The organism is Alistipes indistinctus YIT 12060 (genome assembly GCF_025144995.1).
GTDB lineage: Bacteria > Bacteroidota > Bacteroidia > Bacteroidales > Rikenellaceae > Alistipes_A > Alistipes_A indistinctus.
Genome location: NZ_CP102250.1, coordinates 2,339,507 through 2,358,144, shown reverse-complemented (window position 1 = coordinate 2,358,144; position 18,638 = coordinate 2,339,507). Strand labels below are relative to the sequence as shown.

Below are 18,638 nucleotides of genomic sequence, written 5' to 3'. Positions count from 1 at the left end.
GCCCGCGGCTTCGTGCGCGGGAGGCGGTATCCACGGTACTTCCGGGGAAGATTTCCGGGGACGACATTGCAATTCCGGCCGGGAAACATTACCTTTATGGGGACACACGCGGACAGCGGAGCAAAAAAACAACGGCACAATATTCGCACGCTTCCCCGCAGGCAAATCAAAATCATCTTACCATGAAATCACTTCAGGATACTTTCAAACTGAGTAACGGCGTCGAAATTCCGTGCGTCGGTTTCGGCACGTTCCGCACCCCGGACGGCGAAGTGGCCGTCCGCGCGGTCAAAGAGGCCATCGCCGCAGGCTACCGCCACATCGACACCGCCGCCGTTTACGGCAACGAACGGAGCGTCGGCGCCGCGGTACGCGAAAGCGGCATCGACCGCAAGGATATTTTCATCACCAGCAAACTGTGGAACAGCGACCAGGGCTTCGATTCGACGCTGCGCGCGTTCGACAAAACGATGCAGGCGCTCGGGACCGACTACCTCGACCTGTACCTGATCCATTGGCCGATCGCCAAAGGGCACGACGGGGACTGGGATAAGATGAACCGCGAAACCTGGCGCGCGATGGAACGGCTCTGCCTCGAAGGGCGCATCCGTTCCATCGGCGTGAGCAACTTCAAGGTGCGGCACCTGACGCGCCTGATCGAACAGGCCGACATCGTTCCGATGGTCAACCAAATCGAACTGCACCCCGGACTGAATCAGGACGAAACGGTCTCCTACTGCAAAGAGCAGCATATCCTCGTCGAAGCGTGGGGGCCGCTCGCACAGGGCAAAATCTTCGGCAACGCCGAAATGCAGGCGATCGCCGACCGCTACGGCAAAAACATCGCACAGATCGCGCTGCGCTGGATCCTTCAGCGGGGCATCCTGCCGCTGCCCAAGTCGGTCACCCGGGAACGGATCGTCTCGAACGCGGAGCTGTTCGATTTCTCGCTGAGTCCCGAAGACATGAAACTCATCGACCGAATCCGGTGCGAAGGATCGGGCTCCGATCCCGATACGTTCCGGATGTAGCCGCATAAGGTTCGACGGAAAAAGCGGAAAAAAATCGAAAAACCCGAATCCGGAACAATCCCGGAAATCAAACGAGTTCCACACAGCACAAACAGCGAACGCAGGACGATTTTCCTGCGTTTGCTGTTTTATGCACAGGTTCAGCCAAACCGCATATTTTCAGGTATGCCAAGGCGCCGCCGAAGCAAACTTAATCTCCGGACGGCTCGTCCGGTTCCGGCCAGATCAGCTTCGAGGTGTCGTACCCCAGCCCGCGGGCTACGCCGAGCATCCGCGCACGCTGTTGCGGGGTGACCTCCGGCGTCCGCGCCAGCAGCCACAGGTAGCGCAGGCTTCCGCCCGAAACCACCGCCAGCGAATAGTCGTCGTCGAGGTAAGCGATGCGGTACCTACCCGGGACCAGCGGAAAAAAATAAACCTTCAGGTAGTTCTTTACCCGGGTCTGCACCGCATAGGCTTTCGCATCGCTCCAGCGCTTTTTCGCGAGATCGTACCCCCGGTTGACGACGCCGACCTTACCGTCGGGCCGCAGCGTATAGGTCGCCGTAATCCGTTCGAGCCCCCGCTCGAAACGGTGATCGAGCCGCGCGATCTCGTGCCAGCGGCCCAGATAACGGTTCACATCGAAATTTTCCATCGGTTCGACCGACACCTTGCGCCGGTTGCACCCGCAACAACATCCTGACATAATTTTTATTTTTAACATTTCTTTCAAAACCAGTATCCCGTCACAAACCGATCCGGAAACTCCGCAAACCGAAGTCCGGAAACGACTGCGAAAAAAAACGTCCGGATCACTTTCCGAGCGGTGCCGACCGTTCCAGAAACCGTTCGATATTTTCTGCATCGAACGTAAAACCGGCCGCTGTCAACTTTTCGGGCACCGCACACTGGCCCGACAGCAGAACCTGCGCGGCCTCGCCGTAAATCGCCCGCACGATCCAACCCGGCACGCCGACCCGCAGCGAAACACGATAATGGCGCGCAAGCGCACCGGTCAGTTCCGCATTGGTCAGGTGTTGCGGGGCAACCATGTTCACCGTACCGCGCACCGCAGCGTCCTCCAGCACGAAACCGATCGCGCGCACCAGATCCTCGAGCGCGATCCACGAGACGTTTTGGCTCCCGTCGCCGAGCCGTGCCGCGACGCCCATACGGAACGGGCGTGCGAGCCGCGGGAACGCTCCCCCGCCGGGTGAAAACACCACGCCGAAACGGGTAACGACGAGCCGTACGCCGGGCGGGACGCGCTGCGCCTCCTGTTCCCAGGCCGCGCAAAGATCCGACAGGAACCCGGTTCCTTTGCGCGCATCGGTTTCCTTATAACAGCCTTCGGCGGGATAATAGCCGACGGCGGAAGCCGACACCAACACGCCCGGCGGGGTTTCGAGCGCACCGATCGCCTCTACCAGCCGACGCGTCGGGCCGATACGGCTCGCATAAAGCTCCTCTTTATAGGTATCGCTCCAACGACGGTCGATCGGGGCTCCGGCAAGGTTAACCACGGCGCCGCACCCTTCGAGCGCAGCAACGAGACGGCCCATGGCCCCGTCCCAGGCCCGATCGCCGATCACCCCCGGTCCCGGAGCGGGAAAACCCGAAAAATAACCGCGCCCCAGCGACACCACCTGATGTCCCTGCGCAGTAAGGTATCCCGCCAGGTGCGAGCCGATAAATCCCGATGCTCCGCTGATCGCTATTTTCATCGCCGTACGGTTTAACGTTTCGTTCGTGTCGTTCGCGTCATACGCTTTGTTCGTTTCAGGCGGTTCTTCCCCTCCCCCTCGCTTTCCGCCGTCCAGCTCCGGTGCAGTCCGTCCCGAGCAGTCAAATACCGCCGAACGCAATCCCGGCAAACAGTCCGTATACCGCAAGTTCAGGGCCGGACCGGTTCATACCTATTCACTGCCTGTTCGCGCAGTGCGAACGGAAAGGGCCCGAAATAAGCCGACGGGCACTGTATCTCGTTGTGATCTATTAGTATCCTCTCCATGCCTTTGCTTTCAAAACCGGTGCCGCAGAGCGCGACCGAGACAACTCTTTTTTGCACCGCCGCCGAAAAAAGGAACCGGCGTCCCCACGGGAACGCCGGTCCAACCAACACATTAACACAAATCAACAATAGTCCGTAGTAATTCCGGTCTCCTGTTTTTCTCTTCTTATCCGGCGGCAAGCGTACGCTTGCGGTTGCAGAACCGCTCGCACTGCATCGGAATATCGTAGCCGAGCATCGTACCGAGCATAAAATCCTCCTCCGGGGTCAGGCGGTTCAGCGGTTTGTCGATGAACATGCGCACCGCATCGAGGCAGGCCCGTTTGCCGAAATAGAGGTTCACCCGCTGTCCGTCTATATCCTGCGCGAGGTACTCGATCTGCTGCCGCCGAAGCCGTTCGGTCACCAATTCGGCGCAGGTGCGGCACATCGTGCAGAGGATCAGGTCACGCACCCCCTTTTTATATTCATAGATGTGGTGCATGAACATCTTCATCTCGCCGAAGCGGACAAAATCCTGGCTGTTCACAGCCCCTCTTTTTTCAAGGTTTCCACCCAGGCTGCGATGCGCTCCGCAGTACGGTCGTCCTCGTTGGTCTCGTCGAGGGCCAGCCCGACGAACTTGCCGTCGCGCACCGCCTCGGAACTGTCGAACGAATAGCCTGCGGTATCGCATGCGCCGATAAAACGGCAGCCGGTGCCCGAAAGGTCGTCGTAGAGGTGTCCCATCGCATCGCAAAAGGTATCGGGATAAGAACCCGAATCGCCGCAACCGAACAACCCCACGAGCTTACCCGAAAGGTTTTCATTTTTCAATTTTCCGATAAAATCGTACCAGTCGTCCTGCAGGTCGCCGGCCCCCCAGGTCGAAGAGCCCAGCAACAGGCAGTCGTACCCCTGGACGGCCGAAGGATCGGTATCTGCCACATTGTGGATGTCGTCCGGGGAAATGCGCAGCGCCGTGGCGATCTGCCCGGCAATATTCTCGGTCGTGCCGAGCGTGCTTCCGAAAAAGATTCCTGTTTTCATGGTTTCTGATTTTTGACAAAGGTAAATATCCGTACCGGGCGATGAAATCCCCATTTGTAGGGAAATCGTCCCGGGAGCATCCCCATTTCCGGTATTTGCCCTTCAGGACGGATGCAATTACCGTTCCAGCATCCCGAAACGAAAAGTCAGGCCCTTCCACACGGAACAGTGCGGGAATAGTGCGGGGTCACGCCTGAACGAAGGACGGGAAATGTAACCTCGTACGGCAAAAAGCATCAGGATCGGAAAATAGTAAGGCGGGGTTGCGGGAAACACAGCGAACAGCGGGCCGTCGCCCGCAAACCGGAATTCAATCCGTGATTCCGGCACCGCTCGTAAAACGGTACCGGCCCGAACCTTTCACCTCGTAAACCGCGTAGCGGTGAAACCTGTCTCCGGATATCCCGCCGTTTCCGGGCCGGACCTCAGCGGTTTCATCCACACGGACGAAAGAAACTCCGGCGGGATGCGAAAGCCGTACATCGGCCCGGGTCTGGCCATCGCCCAACGGCACCCAGACCGTCGCCGTGGAGCCGGCCGGGATGTCGGCCTCGAGCATAAACCCTCCCGCAGTGCGCTCCCAGCGAACCGATGCCTCGCCCCGGGAGGTGAGTTGCGCATACCGCGCCCACGTCAGGTCGCCCACGGGCCGGGGACGGAATACGATATGGCGGTAACCCGGACGTTCCGGATCGGATTCCATGCCCGCCACCCGGCGGTAGAGCCACGTAAGGCAGGCCCCGAACATCGGGTGGCAGTGCGAATTGCCACCGTCCCATTGCTCCCACATCGTCGTGGCCCCCTGTTCGATCCAATGTCCGAAACTCGGGAACGTGCGCTTGGTCATAATGCCGTAAGCGAGATCGTTCATCCCGTTGTCGCAGAGCACCTCCAGCAGGAACTGGGTGCCGTAAATGCCGGTATCGAGGTGGCCTCCGTTACGCCGGATGTTGTCGCGCAGTGCGGCGTAGACGCGGGGATACCGCTCCGGGGGCACGCCCATGTACAACGCGAAAACGTCGCCTCCGAAGGGACCGTAACTCCCTGTGCCCGGATCGTAAAAGCGCCCGTGAAACGCCCTGCGGACACGCTCCGCCAATGCGCCGTAACGCTGCGCCCCGGCCGAATCCCCGAGCACGCGGGCCGTGCGGGCCGCGATGTCGGCGCAACGCCAGTAATAGAACGTATGCACGAGCGTATCGGAGGGCAGTTTTCCCGGAGGACACCAGTCACCCAGGTTCATCCAGTAAACCGGTTCGCGGCCGTGCGGCGCCCGGGCATAGATCACGCCGTCCGCATCGGCCCAGCCGTCCAGGTAATCGACATAACCTTTCATGCCGTCGAGGTTGCGCGCGAGCATGTCGCGGTCGCCGTAATGCAGGTAAAACTCCCACGGCATGATGCAGATCGCCGCCCCCCAGGCCACACCGCCCCCGCAGCCGGGCTGCCACGGCGCGCCGTTGGGCACGTAACCCGTATCCGGGTTCTGCGCAGCGAGGATATCTCCGATCCATTTGCTGTAGAATGCCGCCGCATCGAAGCGGTGCATCACCGTCGCGCAGACCGTCTGCCCGTCGCCGGTATAGGCCGAACGTTCGCGGTGCGGGCAGTCGCTCGCGACCGCCCCGTGCATATTGTCAAGCTGCGTACGCCACCAGATGCGGTCGATCCGGTTCAGCAACGGATTCGAGCAGGCGAACCCGCCGGTCGTTTCCACATCGGAATAGACCGCCTCGGCGGTAAGTTGTCCGGGATGGAGCTCGCCGGGCCAGCCGCTGAGTTCGACCTCGCGGAAAACGTACCACGTAAAGCGCGTCGCATAGTCTTCCGGACCCTCCCCCTTCATCGTATAAGCGTTCGAGCCGTTCGGCGACTCGCTCAGGTATTTGATTTCGATGCGCCGCCCGGCCTCGCCCCGCACACCGTGCAGCCGCACCCAGCCCGAGACGGTCTCACCGAAATCGACCCGATAGCGTCCCCCGCCGAGTTTTTCGACCTTCACCGGCTTCAGCACCTCCATCACGCGGTCGGCCGGCCCGTTCTGCGCCCGCAGCCGACCGTAAGGAGCCCGGCGCGGGACGGCATTTTGCCAGGCCGAGTCGTCGAAACCGGGTGCGCACCAACCCGGTTGCTCGCAGCGGGCGTCGTACTCTTCGCCCGCATAAATCTGATCCATCCGCACAGGGCCTTCGGCCACCTTCCAGGTCGGGTCGGAAACCACCCGCTCCTGCGAACCGTCGTCGTAAACAATCTCCAACTGCGCGATCAGCCGCGGCGAGCCGTAGGCCATCGTCCACCGGCCCCGCACGTTGTAAAAACCGTTTCCGAGCATCGCGCCGATCACGTTTTCGCCGCTGCGGAGCCGCTCCGTCACATCGTAAGCCAAGTAAGGCACCGTGTACTCCCGGAAATTATCTTCGACCGGAATGCCGCAATCCGCCAACCCCGGACGTTTGTCGTAGTTGGTCTGGTTCGGGGCGAGCACGTCGCGGCCCACCTTCTCCCCGTTCAGGTAAAGTTCGAAATAACCGAGCCCGGTGACGTACACACGGGCCGAAACCACCTTGCGGCCGGGTGCCACCCCGAAACTCTTGCGCAACAGCGGGGCAGGAAGGGGCGGTTCGGTTCCATCGGGGGAAAGCGGCCCGTCGTCCTGCCCCGGCGCACCGATCCACTGCGCCTGCCAGTCGGCTTCACCGAGCAGCCCCATGTGCCAATGGGCGGGGGCACTCCATGCCGAGGGGCGTCCGCCGGCATCCCAAACGCGCACGCGCCACCAGCAGGCATCCCTGCTGCGGAGCGGTTTCCCGCCGTAACGCACCCGCATCGAATCACCCCCCACGCGGCCGCTGTCCCAACGGTCGGCACGGCCCCGACGCAGCAGCTCCTCCGACGAGGCGACCTGCACCTGCCAGCCGCTCTGGCACTGGCCATAGACCGTGCTGTCAGTACGAACGATCCACGACAGCCGCGGCGAGGGGACATCGACCGCCTCGGGATTTTCAAGGTACTCGCACCGCATCCGGTCGGGACGCACAGCACCTTCCCGGCCCGAAGGACGGGATTCGTTTTTTTCACCCCCTCCGGTTACGAATTCCGAACAGATACCGGCCCCCGTGCCGGCCATAACAGCGGCGGTCGCACGCACCGGAACACTCAAACAACAAACGACCGCCACGAACAACGGCAACCGGAATTTCAGGGAGATAGTTTTCATCAAACAGGTTCAGCTTACAATATGAGGTTCGGACCGGAACGGGATGCGGGTTATTGCAGCACACCGGTCCTCCCGTGTCGTTTGCGGGGATCCCGATTCAGATTTTCCGGGAACGGGACTGCGCAACCCGGCGCATAACCTGCCGGAACCCCGGGAACAGCCGTCGGACAGCCCCGAAAGGTACGGCGAGGCCCCGCGCCTCCTACAGCGGAATACGCCCCTCCGAACGGCTTTCATGCCGCAGACAAAGATAGTTTTTTTCGCGGATCAGCAAACCGACCAGACCCGGTTCCGCCTGTTTTCAACGGATTTTCGCCGGAAATTTCACCACAACGGAACCTGTTTTACAAAAATAGCTGTAACTTGAGCCGCAGTTCCGGCCTGTATCGACAAGGGCTGCGACACTCCCGCCCTCCGGCCCGACAAACCCGATCCACCAAGTATCTATAAAACGAAAAGAGAGAGATGAACGAAAAACTGAAACCGGCCACGCTGTGCGTACAAGCGGGCTGGACGCCGAAAAAAGGGGAGCCGCGCGTGCTTCCGATCTACCAGAGCACCACGTTCAAATACGAAACGAGCGACCAGATGGCCCGCCTGTTCGACCTCGAAGAAAGCGGCTACTTCTATACACGTTTGCAGAATCCGACCAACGATGCGGTAGCGGCCAAAATCGCCGCGCTCGAAGGAGGTGTCGCCGCGATGCTCACCTCGTCGGGACAGGCAGCGAACTTTTACGCCGTCCTGAACCTCTGTTCGGCGGGAGACCATTTTGTCAGCGCAGCGACCGTGTACGGCGGCACGTTCAACCTTTTCGCCGTCACGATGGCCAAGATGGGTATCGAAGTAACCTTTATCGACCAGGATGCTTCCGAGGAGGAGATCGCCGCAGCTTTCCGCCCCAACACGAAACTGCTGTTCGGCGAAACGATCACGAACCCCGGCGTAGAGGTGCTCGACATCGAGAAATTCGCACGCATAGCACACAACCACGGCGTACCGCTGATCGTCGACAACACCTTCGCCACGCCGATCAACTGCCGCCCGTTCGAGTGGGGCGCCGACATCGTGACGCATTCGACCACAAAATACATGGACGGCCACGCCACGGCGGTCGGCGGCGCGATCGTCGACAGCGGCAATTTCGACTGGGAAGCGCACGCGGATAAATTCCCAGGACTTACGCAGCCCGACCCGTCGTACCACGGCCTGACCTACAGCACCGCCTTCGGCAAGGGCGCCTACATCACCAAAGCGACCGTGCAGCTGATGCGCGACCTGGGTTCGATCCAGGCGCCGCAGAACGCGTTCCTGCTCAACCTCGGGCTCGAGACGCTCGACCTGCGGATGGAGCGCCATTGCAAAAACGCACAGCAGGTGGCCGAATACCTGCGTTCGAACGACCAGGTGGCGTGGGTGCACTATCCGGGACTGCAAGGTGACAAATATTACGAATTGGGACAGAAGTACCTGCCGAAAGGTTCGTGCGGCGTGATCGCGTTCGGGCTCAAGGGAGGCCGCGAAGAGTCGATCCGCTTCATGGACGCGCTCAAACTGTGCGCGATCGTCACGCACGTAGCCGACGCGCGCACTTCGGTACTTCATCCCGCGAGCCACACGCACCGCCAGCTCACCGACGAGCAGCTGGCGGCCGCAGGCGTAGCGCCCGACCTGATCCGCCTGTCGGTCGGCATCGAAGACGCGGGGGACATCATCGCCGACATCGCACAGGCGCTCGCCGCCCGCTAACCCCCGGAACGACGAATGGCCGGAACACTGCAAAATCCGGCGTGCCGCAAAAATGGTCACACAAAAACAAAGATAAAGGGAGCCGAAACGTTTTGAACGGCTCCCTTTTAGTATTCATACTCCATATACAGGCACATACGACTCCCCGCATGCACGCTCCATGCGCCCGAACGGCAACACCGGCAGGTATGGGACGAAAACAGGAAGGAAGACGACCCTGCGTATTCACTCCGAAAAGCGGATCAAAAGTTGCGGCAGGTATTTGGAGCGAAAAAAATTTTGTTTATCTTTGCACCACAAAAACCGCCCGATGCTCTGTTCGTCTAACGGTTAGGACGACAGATTCTCAGTCTGTAAATAAGGGTTCGATTCCCTTACAGAGTACAAATAAGTACTAATAATCAACTAAGTACAGATTAATTACCCGATTTTGCAAAAAAGTAAAATCGGGTGTTTCTTTTTCTTCTCGCCTACCTGGTAATCGATAAAGATTTGTACAACTTCAAGTTTCATTAAAAAGTTGTTCGCTGACAAATCTGTACCTTTTACAGGCAAATTAGATTCGCCTGAACACAATCGGGCAGCATATTCTCCGACAGGTTCAAGCCGAAATATCTGGAAATAAAGCCTACAACAAATTACGATCAAAGCGCCAGCCTCAAATCTGAAAAGGACAACGACAAAGGCACCGGGAGACAAGCGCACTGGCTTATCCGGCAACTACAGGCTTATGAGCAAAAAGAACACCTTAGCTGTACGGCGGGAACCACAAAACGAAGAGAACTATTAACCAATCTGATAACTTTGAAAAGTATGGAAAACAAGAAAGTAGTGGTGTTTCTGGCCAAGGCGTTCGAGACGATGGAATTTTGCACTTTTATAGATGTCCTGGGCTGGGCCAGAGTTGATTATGGACATAATATAATCGTTGATACTTGTGGTTTTACTGAAAAAGTTATCAGCACTTTTAATGTCCCCGTAATAGTAGACAGGACCATTGAAGAAATAAACGTTGACGAATATGATGCTTTAGCAATACCTGGCGGATTTGGTGAATTTGGTTTTTATGAAGAAGCCTATGACGAAAGATTCCTAAAATTAATAAAGGAATTTAATGCACAAGGTAAAATCATTGCGGCAGTTTGCTCCGGGGCATTCCCGGTAGCGAAAAGCGGAGTCCTGCAAAATAGGAAAGGAACAACTTACCACTTAAAAAACGGCTATTGGCAAAACAAGCTGAAAGAACTTGGAGTGAACGTTGTGAACGAACCTGTAGTCGTTGATGGGAATATTATCACGTCCTATTGTCCTGAGACAGCTCCGAAAGTCGCATTTGAATTATTAAAAATGCTGACCTCCGAAAAAGAAATGGAAGTCATAAAAAAAGCCATGGGATTTTAAGAAGAGTGCCGACAAAATGATTGAACGGTTAAGTTCCGGAAACGATACATGCCTTTCATTCGCACGAAACGGCCGCCATACCACTACTGACACCTGATGCTGAAACTTGAAAAGTGAATTATAAGCAACTAATGTATAGCCGAATATAAAGACAAAAGGGATTTCCCGTCGGCTGTACACAATAAAACCCGCCGTTCGAGGTGTGCCTGATGGAGAAAAAGCTTATAGATCGTGCGAAAAAATCATGAGCAAAGCGAACTGCACGGCATAAGAACTACCCCGCATAAAGCGTCACCGGTCCGATCAGTCCCATCGACTGTTCGGGTTGGGTTTTGCGTCCCGCCGTCCACTTCTGAGCGGTAGGATTATCCGTCAATGTCCGCATATAATTGCCCAATGTGGTGGTTACCTTCACTTCGAGGGTATTCTCCCCGGCGTGCAGCAATCCCGTCAGGTCGTAGAGCCGCCGTCCGCACCAACGCACACCGCAGGGACGGCCGTTCAGCGCCACCTCGGCGATTCCGGCCACGCGCCCCAGGTTCAGCACCGGACGCGCAGGCAGCTCCTCCACGGCGAACCGCGTGCGATAAACGACATCGCCAGCGAAATTCACGTATTCGGTCCCGCGCAGGTCCGCCGGCTCCTCCATCCGCATCGTCCGCGTCCAGCCCTCGCGGGCATGGTGCAGCCCGACATCCCAGCCTTTCAGCACGAGCGTATTCCCGCCGGTGTCCGGCAGCGGGTTCCACCTCGGCCCCTTGCGGTTGCGGTCGAAAACGATCAGCATCGATTCGGCGGGCCCCAGATCGAGGTCGATCCCTCCGTCGCGGTCCAGTTCCATCCGGTAGCGCTCCCCGCTCATCAGGTCCCAATACCACGGATATTTGCCCCGCAAAAGCTCCCCGGAGAAGGTGACCCGCGTGCGGTGCGGTTCGTACAGGCGCGTGTTGGCGATGAAGAACACCTCTTCGCCTCCGTCGGCCGTATAGCGATTCTGGATCAGGAAAGGATCGGGATCGGAGAACGTCAAATAGGGCGTGAGGGCATATTGCCGCTGTACCCCGGCATACCAACCCATGAAATCGTTGTCGGCAGGCTTCTCGAGCACGATGAAACGGTCGGGGTACCCGCGCAGTTGCCGAACAAGCTCCCGCACCCGCCGGTCGGCGGCTTCATGTCCGTTCCAGCCCAGCGAAAGGCACGGCTGCCTGTCGACACAGAAGAGGCGGCCGCCCTGCCGCACGAATTCCAGCAACCTCTCGAGCCCCTCGGGGTGCATCCGTTCGACCGCGACGAGGAAAACCGTCCCATAGGCTTTCGGGCCGTAGCAGAGCTTACCGCCGCGGACGGCCGCATCGCGGATGATTTCGTCGGAAAGGTAATCGCAGCCGTTCCCGTGTTTGTGGATCGCCTCCCACACCAGCGTGAACCACGGCACGTTGGTACGTTCGGGAAACGGCTCGTTCTGCATCCCCATCGTGCTCCACATATCGGACAATGGCGGCAGCACGCCGATGTCGGTGTACATATCCGCCTGCTGCAGCACGGCCGACAGCCGCCCTTTGTAATCCATGAAATGGCGCAGGTAAGGCCACCAGGTGTTATTCTCATTGTAATAGGCCCCGTAACGGATCCAACCCGGGAACGGCGCTTCGGGCGGCGAATAGTTGAACCCGTGGAACACCGAGTGCGTAATGCCCGAAAAGACGCTGTGGTCGGAGCCCAGCTTCAGGAATTCGAGCGTCGCGGTGAAGACGAGGTAGGTGTTGGTCATATCCTCGGCGCTGATCGTGCGGCGGCCGGCGAGGTGGCCTCCCGAAGACATGTATTTGTTGATCATCGTGTAGCCCCGTCCGCGGCGGTAATCCTCGTTACCCATCTCCTCGCCGAGGCGGTGCTTGAGCCAGTTGGTCGTCCACGACTCCCCTTCGGGAATATCGCAGTGCAGGCTGCTACCCAGCGGATGGACGCCGCGCCCGTAAGCCTGTACGCGCGAGAGCACGCCCAGCGAACGACACCATTCGCTGTACGGTACGAAGAAACGTTCGTCGATCAGTTCGGCCTGCGTGCGGCAAAAGTCGTAGCGCACACGGTCGATCCGCCCGCGCACCGCATCGCCCATCTCCACGCCGTAACGGTAGTCGATCACATTCCCCATGCCGCCGGTCTTGTACATCGTCAGCGGCAGCAGTTCCATCGGGTCGTACCCCCGGCGGCGGATGAATTCTTCGCGCATATCGTCGCTCCAATTGGCGCCTTCCAATTCGAGCCCGTCGATGAAAAGCGCGCGGATGTGGTCCCTGAGCGGCCCGATGCGGCTTTCGATCGCACCGGACATCCGCGTAAGGTACTTGCGCACCGCCTGCGCATTGAAGTGGTTGAGCGTCGGTCCGTTCGCGCCCGGAACGCCGTTGATCACCTGCATGAAGCCGTGCACCTTGACCAAAGCATAAAGCGCGTGCGAGCCCGCCGGTACCTCGACCGTAATCCGGTCAAGATCCTTTTGTTCCGAAAGATCGGTAATCTGTGCCAGGTCGTCGAGCGGATCGGGCACCAGTTGCAGCGAAACCAGCTCCATCGTACGGCCCGGATAGGGGTTATTGACCTGCGGATCGGCCTCCAGAAAGAGTTCGAACGGCGAGTAGACGACCGTCGCGGGACCTTCGAGTTTTTTGACGGCGACCACCATTACCTGCCCGCGCTCGTCTCCCTCGAGATACTCGGCGCCGAAAGGCCAGCCCGAACCGACGATCAAATCGCAGGTCATCCCGAGGCGCTTCGCTTCGTCGAAAGCCGCTTTGAGCATATCGATCCATTCGGGCGAAAGCCAGCGCAACGGATGCGTATCGAGCGGATCGGCCTCTTCGGGGAATTTTACCGGGTTGATTTCGACGCCGCCCACGCCCGCGGCGTGCAGCAGCCTCAACTCGCGCACCAGCTCGTCGGCCTTTACGCGGTCGCCGTTCCACCACCACCGCACGAAAGGACGGTCGGTGCTCGCCGGATCGGTAAAGCGGCGGTAAAGGTCGCTGTCGAAACGAAGGGTTTTCTCTTCGAGGGCGCGCTGCGCCCACGAAGGCAGGGTGGCTGCGAGCACGCCTCCTGCGGAGAGCGCAGCACAGCGGATCAGGAAAGTTCTTCTGTCCATAACGAATCCGGGGGAAGCACCCCTGTGTCAAGGTTTATTTCAGGTTATCAGGTTTCATTTCTTGCCGGTCGGGGAAGATTCCGGACCGCCGACGAATCTTCCGCCAATATCGCAAAACGCAGCTGAACGGCAGACGCAACGGCACGGAGACAGCCGGTGAAACACAGGTGCGGCAAGCCCGGACCGGAACCTGCCGCACCCCGCGATGCAAATATAATCACTCGGCCGCATTCCGGAAACATCCGTTCACATTTCAACGCATTTTCCGGACGCTAACGCCTATTCCGCCACGAGCACGCTCTTTTTACGCACATCGGGCTGGGTTACCGCCACTTTCAGCAAACCGTCGCCGTAACTCCACGCATCCGTTTTCACGCCGTCGACGGTCACCGAACCGGGACGCGAAGCGAGCCTCATCTCGACTTCGTACACGCGTGCGGGATACATGCCGTTGTAATCGCCCTCGGCCGGGTTCACTACCAATTCGGTGCGGCCGCCGGACTGCCTGCAATCGAAGACCGTTTTGGCGATCTTACCCTGCTCGTAATCGAAAGTAACGCCGTCGTCCTCATAGAGCGTATAAGAACTGTTGCCCGACGGGTACACCTTCAGGATCAGCGTGTCGAGCGGACGTTCGCCGATATACTGCACCGGCTTCTGCATCGGCAGGATCGCACCGGCTTTCACAAAGGCCAGCCCGGCCCGGTTGTCGGGAATCGCGTGCCGAATCTCCTTTCCTTCGCCGCGCAGCTGTTCGCCGGTCCAAAAATCGATCCAGTCGCCCTTGGGCAGGTAGATCGAGTCGCTGAAGACGCCGATCAGCAGGTTGTCGCCGAACATATACTGGAAAACCATGTCGTCCACGTTGCGGTCGTCGGGATATACCAGAGGCATCGAGCGCAGGATCGGCATACCGGTCAGGTGGCCGTTCAGCGCCGCAGAATAGATATAAGGAAAGAGGTCGTGTCTGAGCTGGATATAATCGCGGTACATCGCCTTCTCCTTGTCGGGGAAGTACCACGGGTGCAGCAGGCCGAACCAGCTGTTGATCTGGATCCACGGCAGGAAAACGCCCATGTGCAGCGCGGCCATTTCGTCCTTGGCCGACATCACGTCGCAGGAAGTGTTCATCAACCCGCTCGAACCGAGGTTCAGCTGGTCGAACAGCGCGGTACGCTCGCCGCCGTTGTCGCCGCTCTGGTTGGCCGTCCAGCGCTGCGTCCCGGCAAATCCACCGCAGTAGTGCTGCCACGGACGGATGCCCTTGTGGTCGCGGAACACACGGTTCATCTGGCGCGGCATCAGCACCTGGTTCAGGTTATGCATCTCTTTGTCGGTGAATCCGTTGTAATACTCCCGGTCGGGATGCTCGTCGAGCGTGCGCGCCGGATCGAGCTTGAAGCCGTCGACGCCCTGGTCCATAAAATTGGTCAGGTGGTCGAACCAGTGCTCCTTGCCCGACTGCGGGCGGCCTTCGCGCGCTGCGATAATATCCTCTTCGACAATGCTCTGGTCGTGGTCGATGCAGAGCCACAGGCCCAACTTATAGCCCAGCCCGTGCAGGCGGCCGACGAAGCTGGTTTTCCATTCGTGCTTCGGGAACTGTTTCTCGACCCAGTAGCCTTCGGGCGGGAAGAGTTTGTAATTCCAGCTCTTTTCGGTCGAGAAGTCGTAATATTTCGACATCCACTGCGGTTCGATCCACATCACGTCACACGGCACCTTTTCGGTGCGGAAACGCACCGCGTCGTCCATCATCTCGAACTGGTTCTCCTGCATATGACCGCCGAACGAAAGGCCGTACATCCAGCGCGGCAGCACGTAGGCGCGGCCGGTAAGCGACGTGTAGAGGCCGAGGGTCTGCGGCATGGAACCGCCCACCATCACGTAAAAGTCAGCGCCGGGAGCCGTATTATAAATAAGGAGACGCTCCTTGTCGTAACGGGCTACGTCGAAATAGCTGCGCACCGTGGTATTGTCGAAAACGCCCCACCCCGCCGAGCTCATCATGAACGGAATCGGTGCCTCGGCGATCTGGTAGCTGGCCCACATGCGCAACACCTCGCCGCGGTGCTGGATATGGTCACGGCTCGTGCTGCCGCCGCCGTAAAAACGCTCGTCATCGGCCAGGGTAAAGCTCAGGATGCTGTTGCGGCTCATATCGCCCACTTCGGTCTGCTGCTGCTGCTGAGCCCCGTTTTTGGTCGTATCGCCGATAATCGCCTCGTCGCGGCGCGGCTTCTGGAACTTCTCGTTGAGCGACTGCCCGAGCGCCGTGATGAGCGGAGCGCCCGGGGCGAGGTACGAGGCCTCGCGCAGGATGGCGTTTCCCTTCAGGTCGGTCACGCTGATGCGCCCGTCCTTCCTATCGATGCGTATGCGGCAGGCCGGAGTACCGAGCACCACGACACCGCCCTCATTGCGCTGGGTCACCTGCACCGGCTCCCAGTCGGTTTTCAACAATCCGTAACGCTCCAGCAGCGACTCGGCAAAGGTGTCGGCAGGCGTCACGCGAACCCGGAAAATCCGGTCGCTGCACACGTCGATACGCATCTTCTGTCCGCTGCGGAGCTTCAGCTCATACCGCGCGGGTGCGGCCGCCCACGCTCCTTGCACCGCCAGCAATGCGGCAATCACATACAAAAAAAGTCTTTTCATATTCGTTTAGGTGATTTATTTAATTTGGGATTCGCTCCTGTCCATTGCGACCCCTTGCCGGCAACGCCACCGCCGGGTTTGTAAACCAACCGCACCGCCTATCGGGGCGCCGCCGGCAACAGTCCCGATGACTAAAGCGCTGCCCGGCAAGGTATCCCGACAAAGATAAACAATTCGACGGGATTCCCACGCCCGGAACGGGACGGCAATCGCACGCGGCCGCACCTAAACGGGCCTTCGGATGAATTCTTCGTAAATTTTCAGACCCGGAGCGTACACATTTCATATTTATTCGCTATTTTGCGGATTGTTCAGCGGGAAAACGCTTTGCTCCGGACAAATCGAACAATGCGGCATCAGCTTCCCAATCCGGCACACCCGGCGGGAAAACCGCTGCGAAACACGCTCCACAAGGTATTACGTGCCTTCCGAAACAATGGATAAAAACGCACATTGTTTATAAAAAAAGTTAAAAATCTCAGAAAAGCGAGATTTAGAACATCAAAAAGAGCGATCAGGACTTTTCAGTTTCGTGTAAATGCGTACCTTTGATTAATTCTAAAATTTTGAAATAACTACATCTTTAGCATATGGAAGCGGAAACTACATCGGGCGTTCGTCAGGCCAAAGAGGTAACGGGCCGCGTCTCGCAGATCATCGGACCGGTGGTGGACGTCTATTTCGAAGGCGCCGAAAACGAAGTGACCCTGCCGCGCATCCACGACGCGATGACCATCGTCCGCGACGACGGCCGCAAGCTGATCATCGAGGTGCAGCAGCATATCGGGGAAAACACGGTGCGCACGGTGGCGATGGACTCCACCGACGGACTGCACCGCGGCATGAAGGCCGTCTCCTACCTGCACCCGATCACGGTGCCCATCGGCGAACAGGTCAAGGGACGCCTGCTGAACGTGGTGGGCGACGCCATCGACGGGCTCAAACAACCCGACATGAACGAAGGCGCCTACCCGATCCACCGCGATCCGCCGAAATTCGACGAGCTGACCACCTCGCAGGAAGTACTCTACACCGGCATCAAGGTGATCGACCTGCTGGAACCCTACTCGAAAGGCGGCAAAATCGGCCTGTTCGGCGGCGCCGGCGTGGGCAAAACCGTGCTGATCATGGAGATGATCAACAACATCGCCAAAAAACACAACGGCTTCTCGGTGTTCGCCGGCGTAGGCGAACGTACCCGCGAGGGTAACGACCTGCTGCGCGAAATGCTCGAATCGGGCGTTATCCGTTACGGCAAAGAGTTCATGGAAGGACTCGAAAAAGGCGAATGGGACCTGTCGAAAGTGGACTTCAACGAAGTCGAAAAATCGCAGGCGACACTGGTGTTCGGCCAGATGAACGAACCGCCGGGAGCCCGTGCGTCGGTGGCCCTGTCGGGGCTGACCGTGGCCGAGTCGTTCCGCGACGAAGGCACCGGCACGAAAGATATCCTTTTCTTCATCGACAACATCTTCCGTTTCACACAGGCGGGTTCCGAGGTGTCGGCGCTGCTGGGGCGTATGCCCTCGGCCGTAGGTTACCAGCCGACGCTGGCGACCGAAATGGGCGCGATGCAGGAACGCATCACCTCGACGAAAAAGGGCTCGATCACCTCGATCCAGGCGGTCTACGTACCGGCCGACGACCTGACCGACCCGGCTCCGGCGACCACCTTCACGCACCTCGACGCAACCACCGTGCTGAGCCGTAAGATCACCGAACTGGGTATCTACCCGGCCGTCGATCCGCTCGAATCGACCTCGCGCATCCTCGACCCGCTGGTGGTAGGCGAAGAGCATTACCAGACCGCGCAGCGCGTGAAACAGATCCTGCAACGCAACAAGGAGCTCCAGGACATCATTTCGATCCTCGGCATGGAGGAGCTCTCGGACGAAGACCGCCAGACGGTGAACCGCGCGCGCCGCGTGCAGCGTTTCCTGTCGCAGCCGTTCACGGTAGCCGAGCAGTTTACCGGCGTAGCGGGCGTGATGGTCTCCATCGAAGATACGATCAAAGGTTTCAAGATGATCCTCGACGGCGAGGTGGACTACCTGCCCGAGCAGGCGTTCCTGAACGTCGGCACGATCGAGGAAGCCATCGAAAAGGGTAAGAAAATTCTAGCACAGGCTGCCGTATGACCTTAGAAATCCTGTCCCCCGAACGCACGCTGTTCAGCGGTGAAGTGGAGAGCGTGACCCTGCCGGGCACCCTCGGCGAATTCACCGTGCTGCGCCACCATGCGCCGCTCATCTCGTCACTCACTGCGGGCGAGGTGCGGTTCCGGCAAAAAGGCGGCGGCGAGCAGAGCTTCGCGGTGAAAGGCGGCTTCGTGGAGGTTAAAAAGGACGAGGTTTCGGTCTGCATCCAGCAATAAACGGCACAGGAACAGGGATATCCCGGCTCCACCGGCCT

Annotated in this window: 12 protein-coding genes and 1 tRNA gene; 6 read left to right on the top strand and 7 right to left on the bottom strand. The window is 58.9% G+C overall.

Translation table 11 applies throughout. The features are described 5' to 3' along the window. Nucleotides 1-182: 182 nt before the first annotated feature. Nucleotides 183-1,031, top strand: a complete 849-nt coding sequence (locus NQ495_RS09745) for an aldo/keto reductase (RefSeq protein ID WP_009133061.1) — start codon at nt 183-185, stop codon at nt 1,029-1,031. Nucleotides 1,032-1,221: 190 nt separating this feature from the next. On the opposite strand, the gene NQ495_RS09740 is transcribed toward NQ495_RS09745, so the two are convergent. From NQ495_RS09740 to NQ495_RS09720, 5 genes are all read right to left on the bottom strand, one after another. Further along, nucleotides 1,222-1,719 (bottom strand): lipocalin family protein, encoded by a 498-nt coding sequence (locus tag NQ495_RS09740; protein ID WP_009133060.1) that lies wholly within the window; start codon nt 1,717-1,719, stop codon nt 1,222-1,224. 106 nt (nt 1,720-1,825) lie between these two features. Further along, entirely contained in the window at nt 1,826-2,737 is a 912-nt protein-coding gene (locus NQ495_RS09735) for a TIGR01777 family oxidoreductase (protein ID WP_009133059.1), read from the bottom strand. A 453-nt stretch (nt 2,738-3,190) separates the two neighbouring features. After that, complete coding sequence (locus NQ495_RS09730; RefSeq protein ID WP_009133058.1) at nt 3,191-3,553, bottom strand: DUF2023 family protein; 363 nt, start codon at nt 3,551-3,553, stop codon at nt 3,191-3,193. Then, complete coding sequence (locus NQ495_RS09725; RefSeq protein WP_009133057.1) at nt 3,550-4,053, bottom strand: flavodoxin; 504 nt, start codon at nt 4,051-4,053, stop codon at nt 3,550-3,552. The genes NQ495_RS09730 and NQ495_RS09725 overlap by 4 nt, the downstream gene beginning before the upstream one ends. Nucleotides 4,054-4,363: 310 nt before the next feature. Then, nucleotides 4,364-7,270 (bottom strand): family 78 glycoside hydrolase catalytic domain, encoded by a 2,907-nt coding sequence (locus tag NQ495_RS09720; protein WP_009133056.1) that lies wholly within the window; start codon nt 7,268-7,270, stop codon nt 4,364-4,366. Between the two features lie 465 nt (nt 7,271-7,735). Between NQ495_RS09720 and NQ495_RS09715 the strand changes: the two genes are divergently transcribed. The 3 genes from NQ495_RS09715 to NQ495_RS09705 all read left to right on the top strand — a co-directional run bounded on the left by NQ495_RS09715 (nt 7,736) and on the right by NQ495_RS09705 (nt 10,420). Next, a complete protein-coding gene (locus NQ495_RS09715) occupies nt 7,736-9,019 on the top strand; it encodes an O-acetylhomoserine aminocarboxypropyltransferase/cysteine synthase family protein (RefSeq protein ID WP_009133055.1) in 1,284 nt (427 codons plus the stop codon). A gap of 312 nt (nt 9,020-9,331) precedes the next feature. After that, nucleotides 9,332-9,403 (top strand) — tRNA-Glu (locus NQ495_RS09710). A gap of 429 nt (nt 9,404-9,832) precedes the next feature. Then, nucleotides 9,833-10,420 carry a DJ-1/PfpI family protein gene (locus tag NQ495_RS09705; RefSeq protein ID WP_009133053.1) on the top strand — a complete coding sequence of 196 codons (588 nt, stop codon included), beginning with the start codon at nt 9,833-9,835 and terminating at the stop codon, nt 10,418-10,420. A gap of 274 nt (nt 10,421-10,694) precedes the next feature. Here NQ495_RS09705 and NQ495_RS09700 read toward each other — a convergent pair whose 3' ends face one another. Then, nucleotides 10,695-13,568: a glycosyl hydrolase gene (locus NQ495_RS09700; RefSeq protein ID WP_009133052.1), complete on the bottom strand. Its 2,874-nt coding sequence runs from the start codon at nt 13,566-13,568 to the stop codon at nt 10,695-10,697. A gap of 279 nt (nt 13,569-13,847) precedes the next feature. Continuing rightward, entirely contained in the window at nt 13,848-16,226 is a 2,379-nt protein-coding gene (locus NQ495_RS09695; protein WP_009133051.1) for a glycoside hydrolase family 31 protein, read from the bottom strand. Between the two features lie 590 nt (nt 16,227-16,816). Between NQ495_RS09695 and atpD the strand changes: the two genes are divergently transcribed. Both atpD and atpC read left to right on the top strand, forming a co-directional pair. Continuing rightward, nucleotides 16,817-18,364, top strand: coding sequence for a F0F1 ATP synthase subunit beta (gene atpD / locus NQ495_RS09690; RefSeq protein ID WP_009133050.1), 1,548 nt, complete (start codon nt 16,817-16,819; stop codon nt 18,362-18,364). After that, nucleotides 18,361-18,600 (top strand): ATP synthase F1 subunit epsilon, encoded by a 240-nt coding sequence (gene atpC / locus NQ495_RS09685; protein WP_009133049.1) that lies wholly within the window; start codon nt 18,361-18,363, stop codon nt 18,598-18,600. The genes atpD and atpC overlap by 4 nt, the downstream gene beginning before the upstream one ends. Nucleotides 18,601-18,638: the final 38 nt, after the last annotated feature.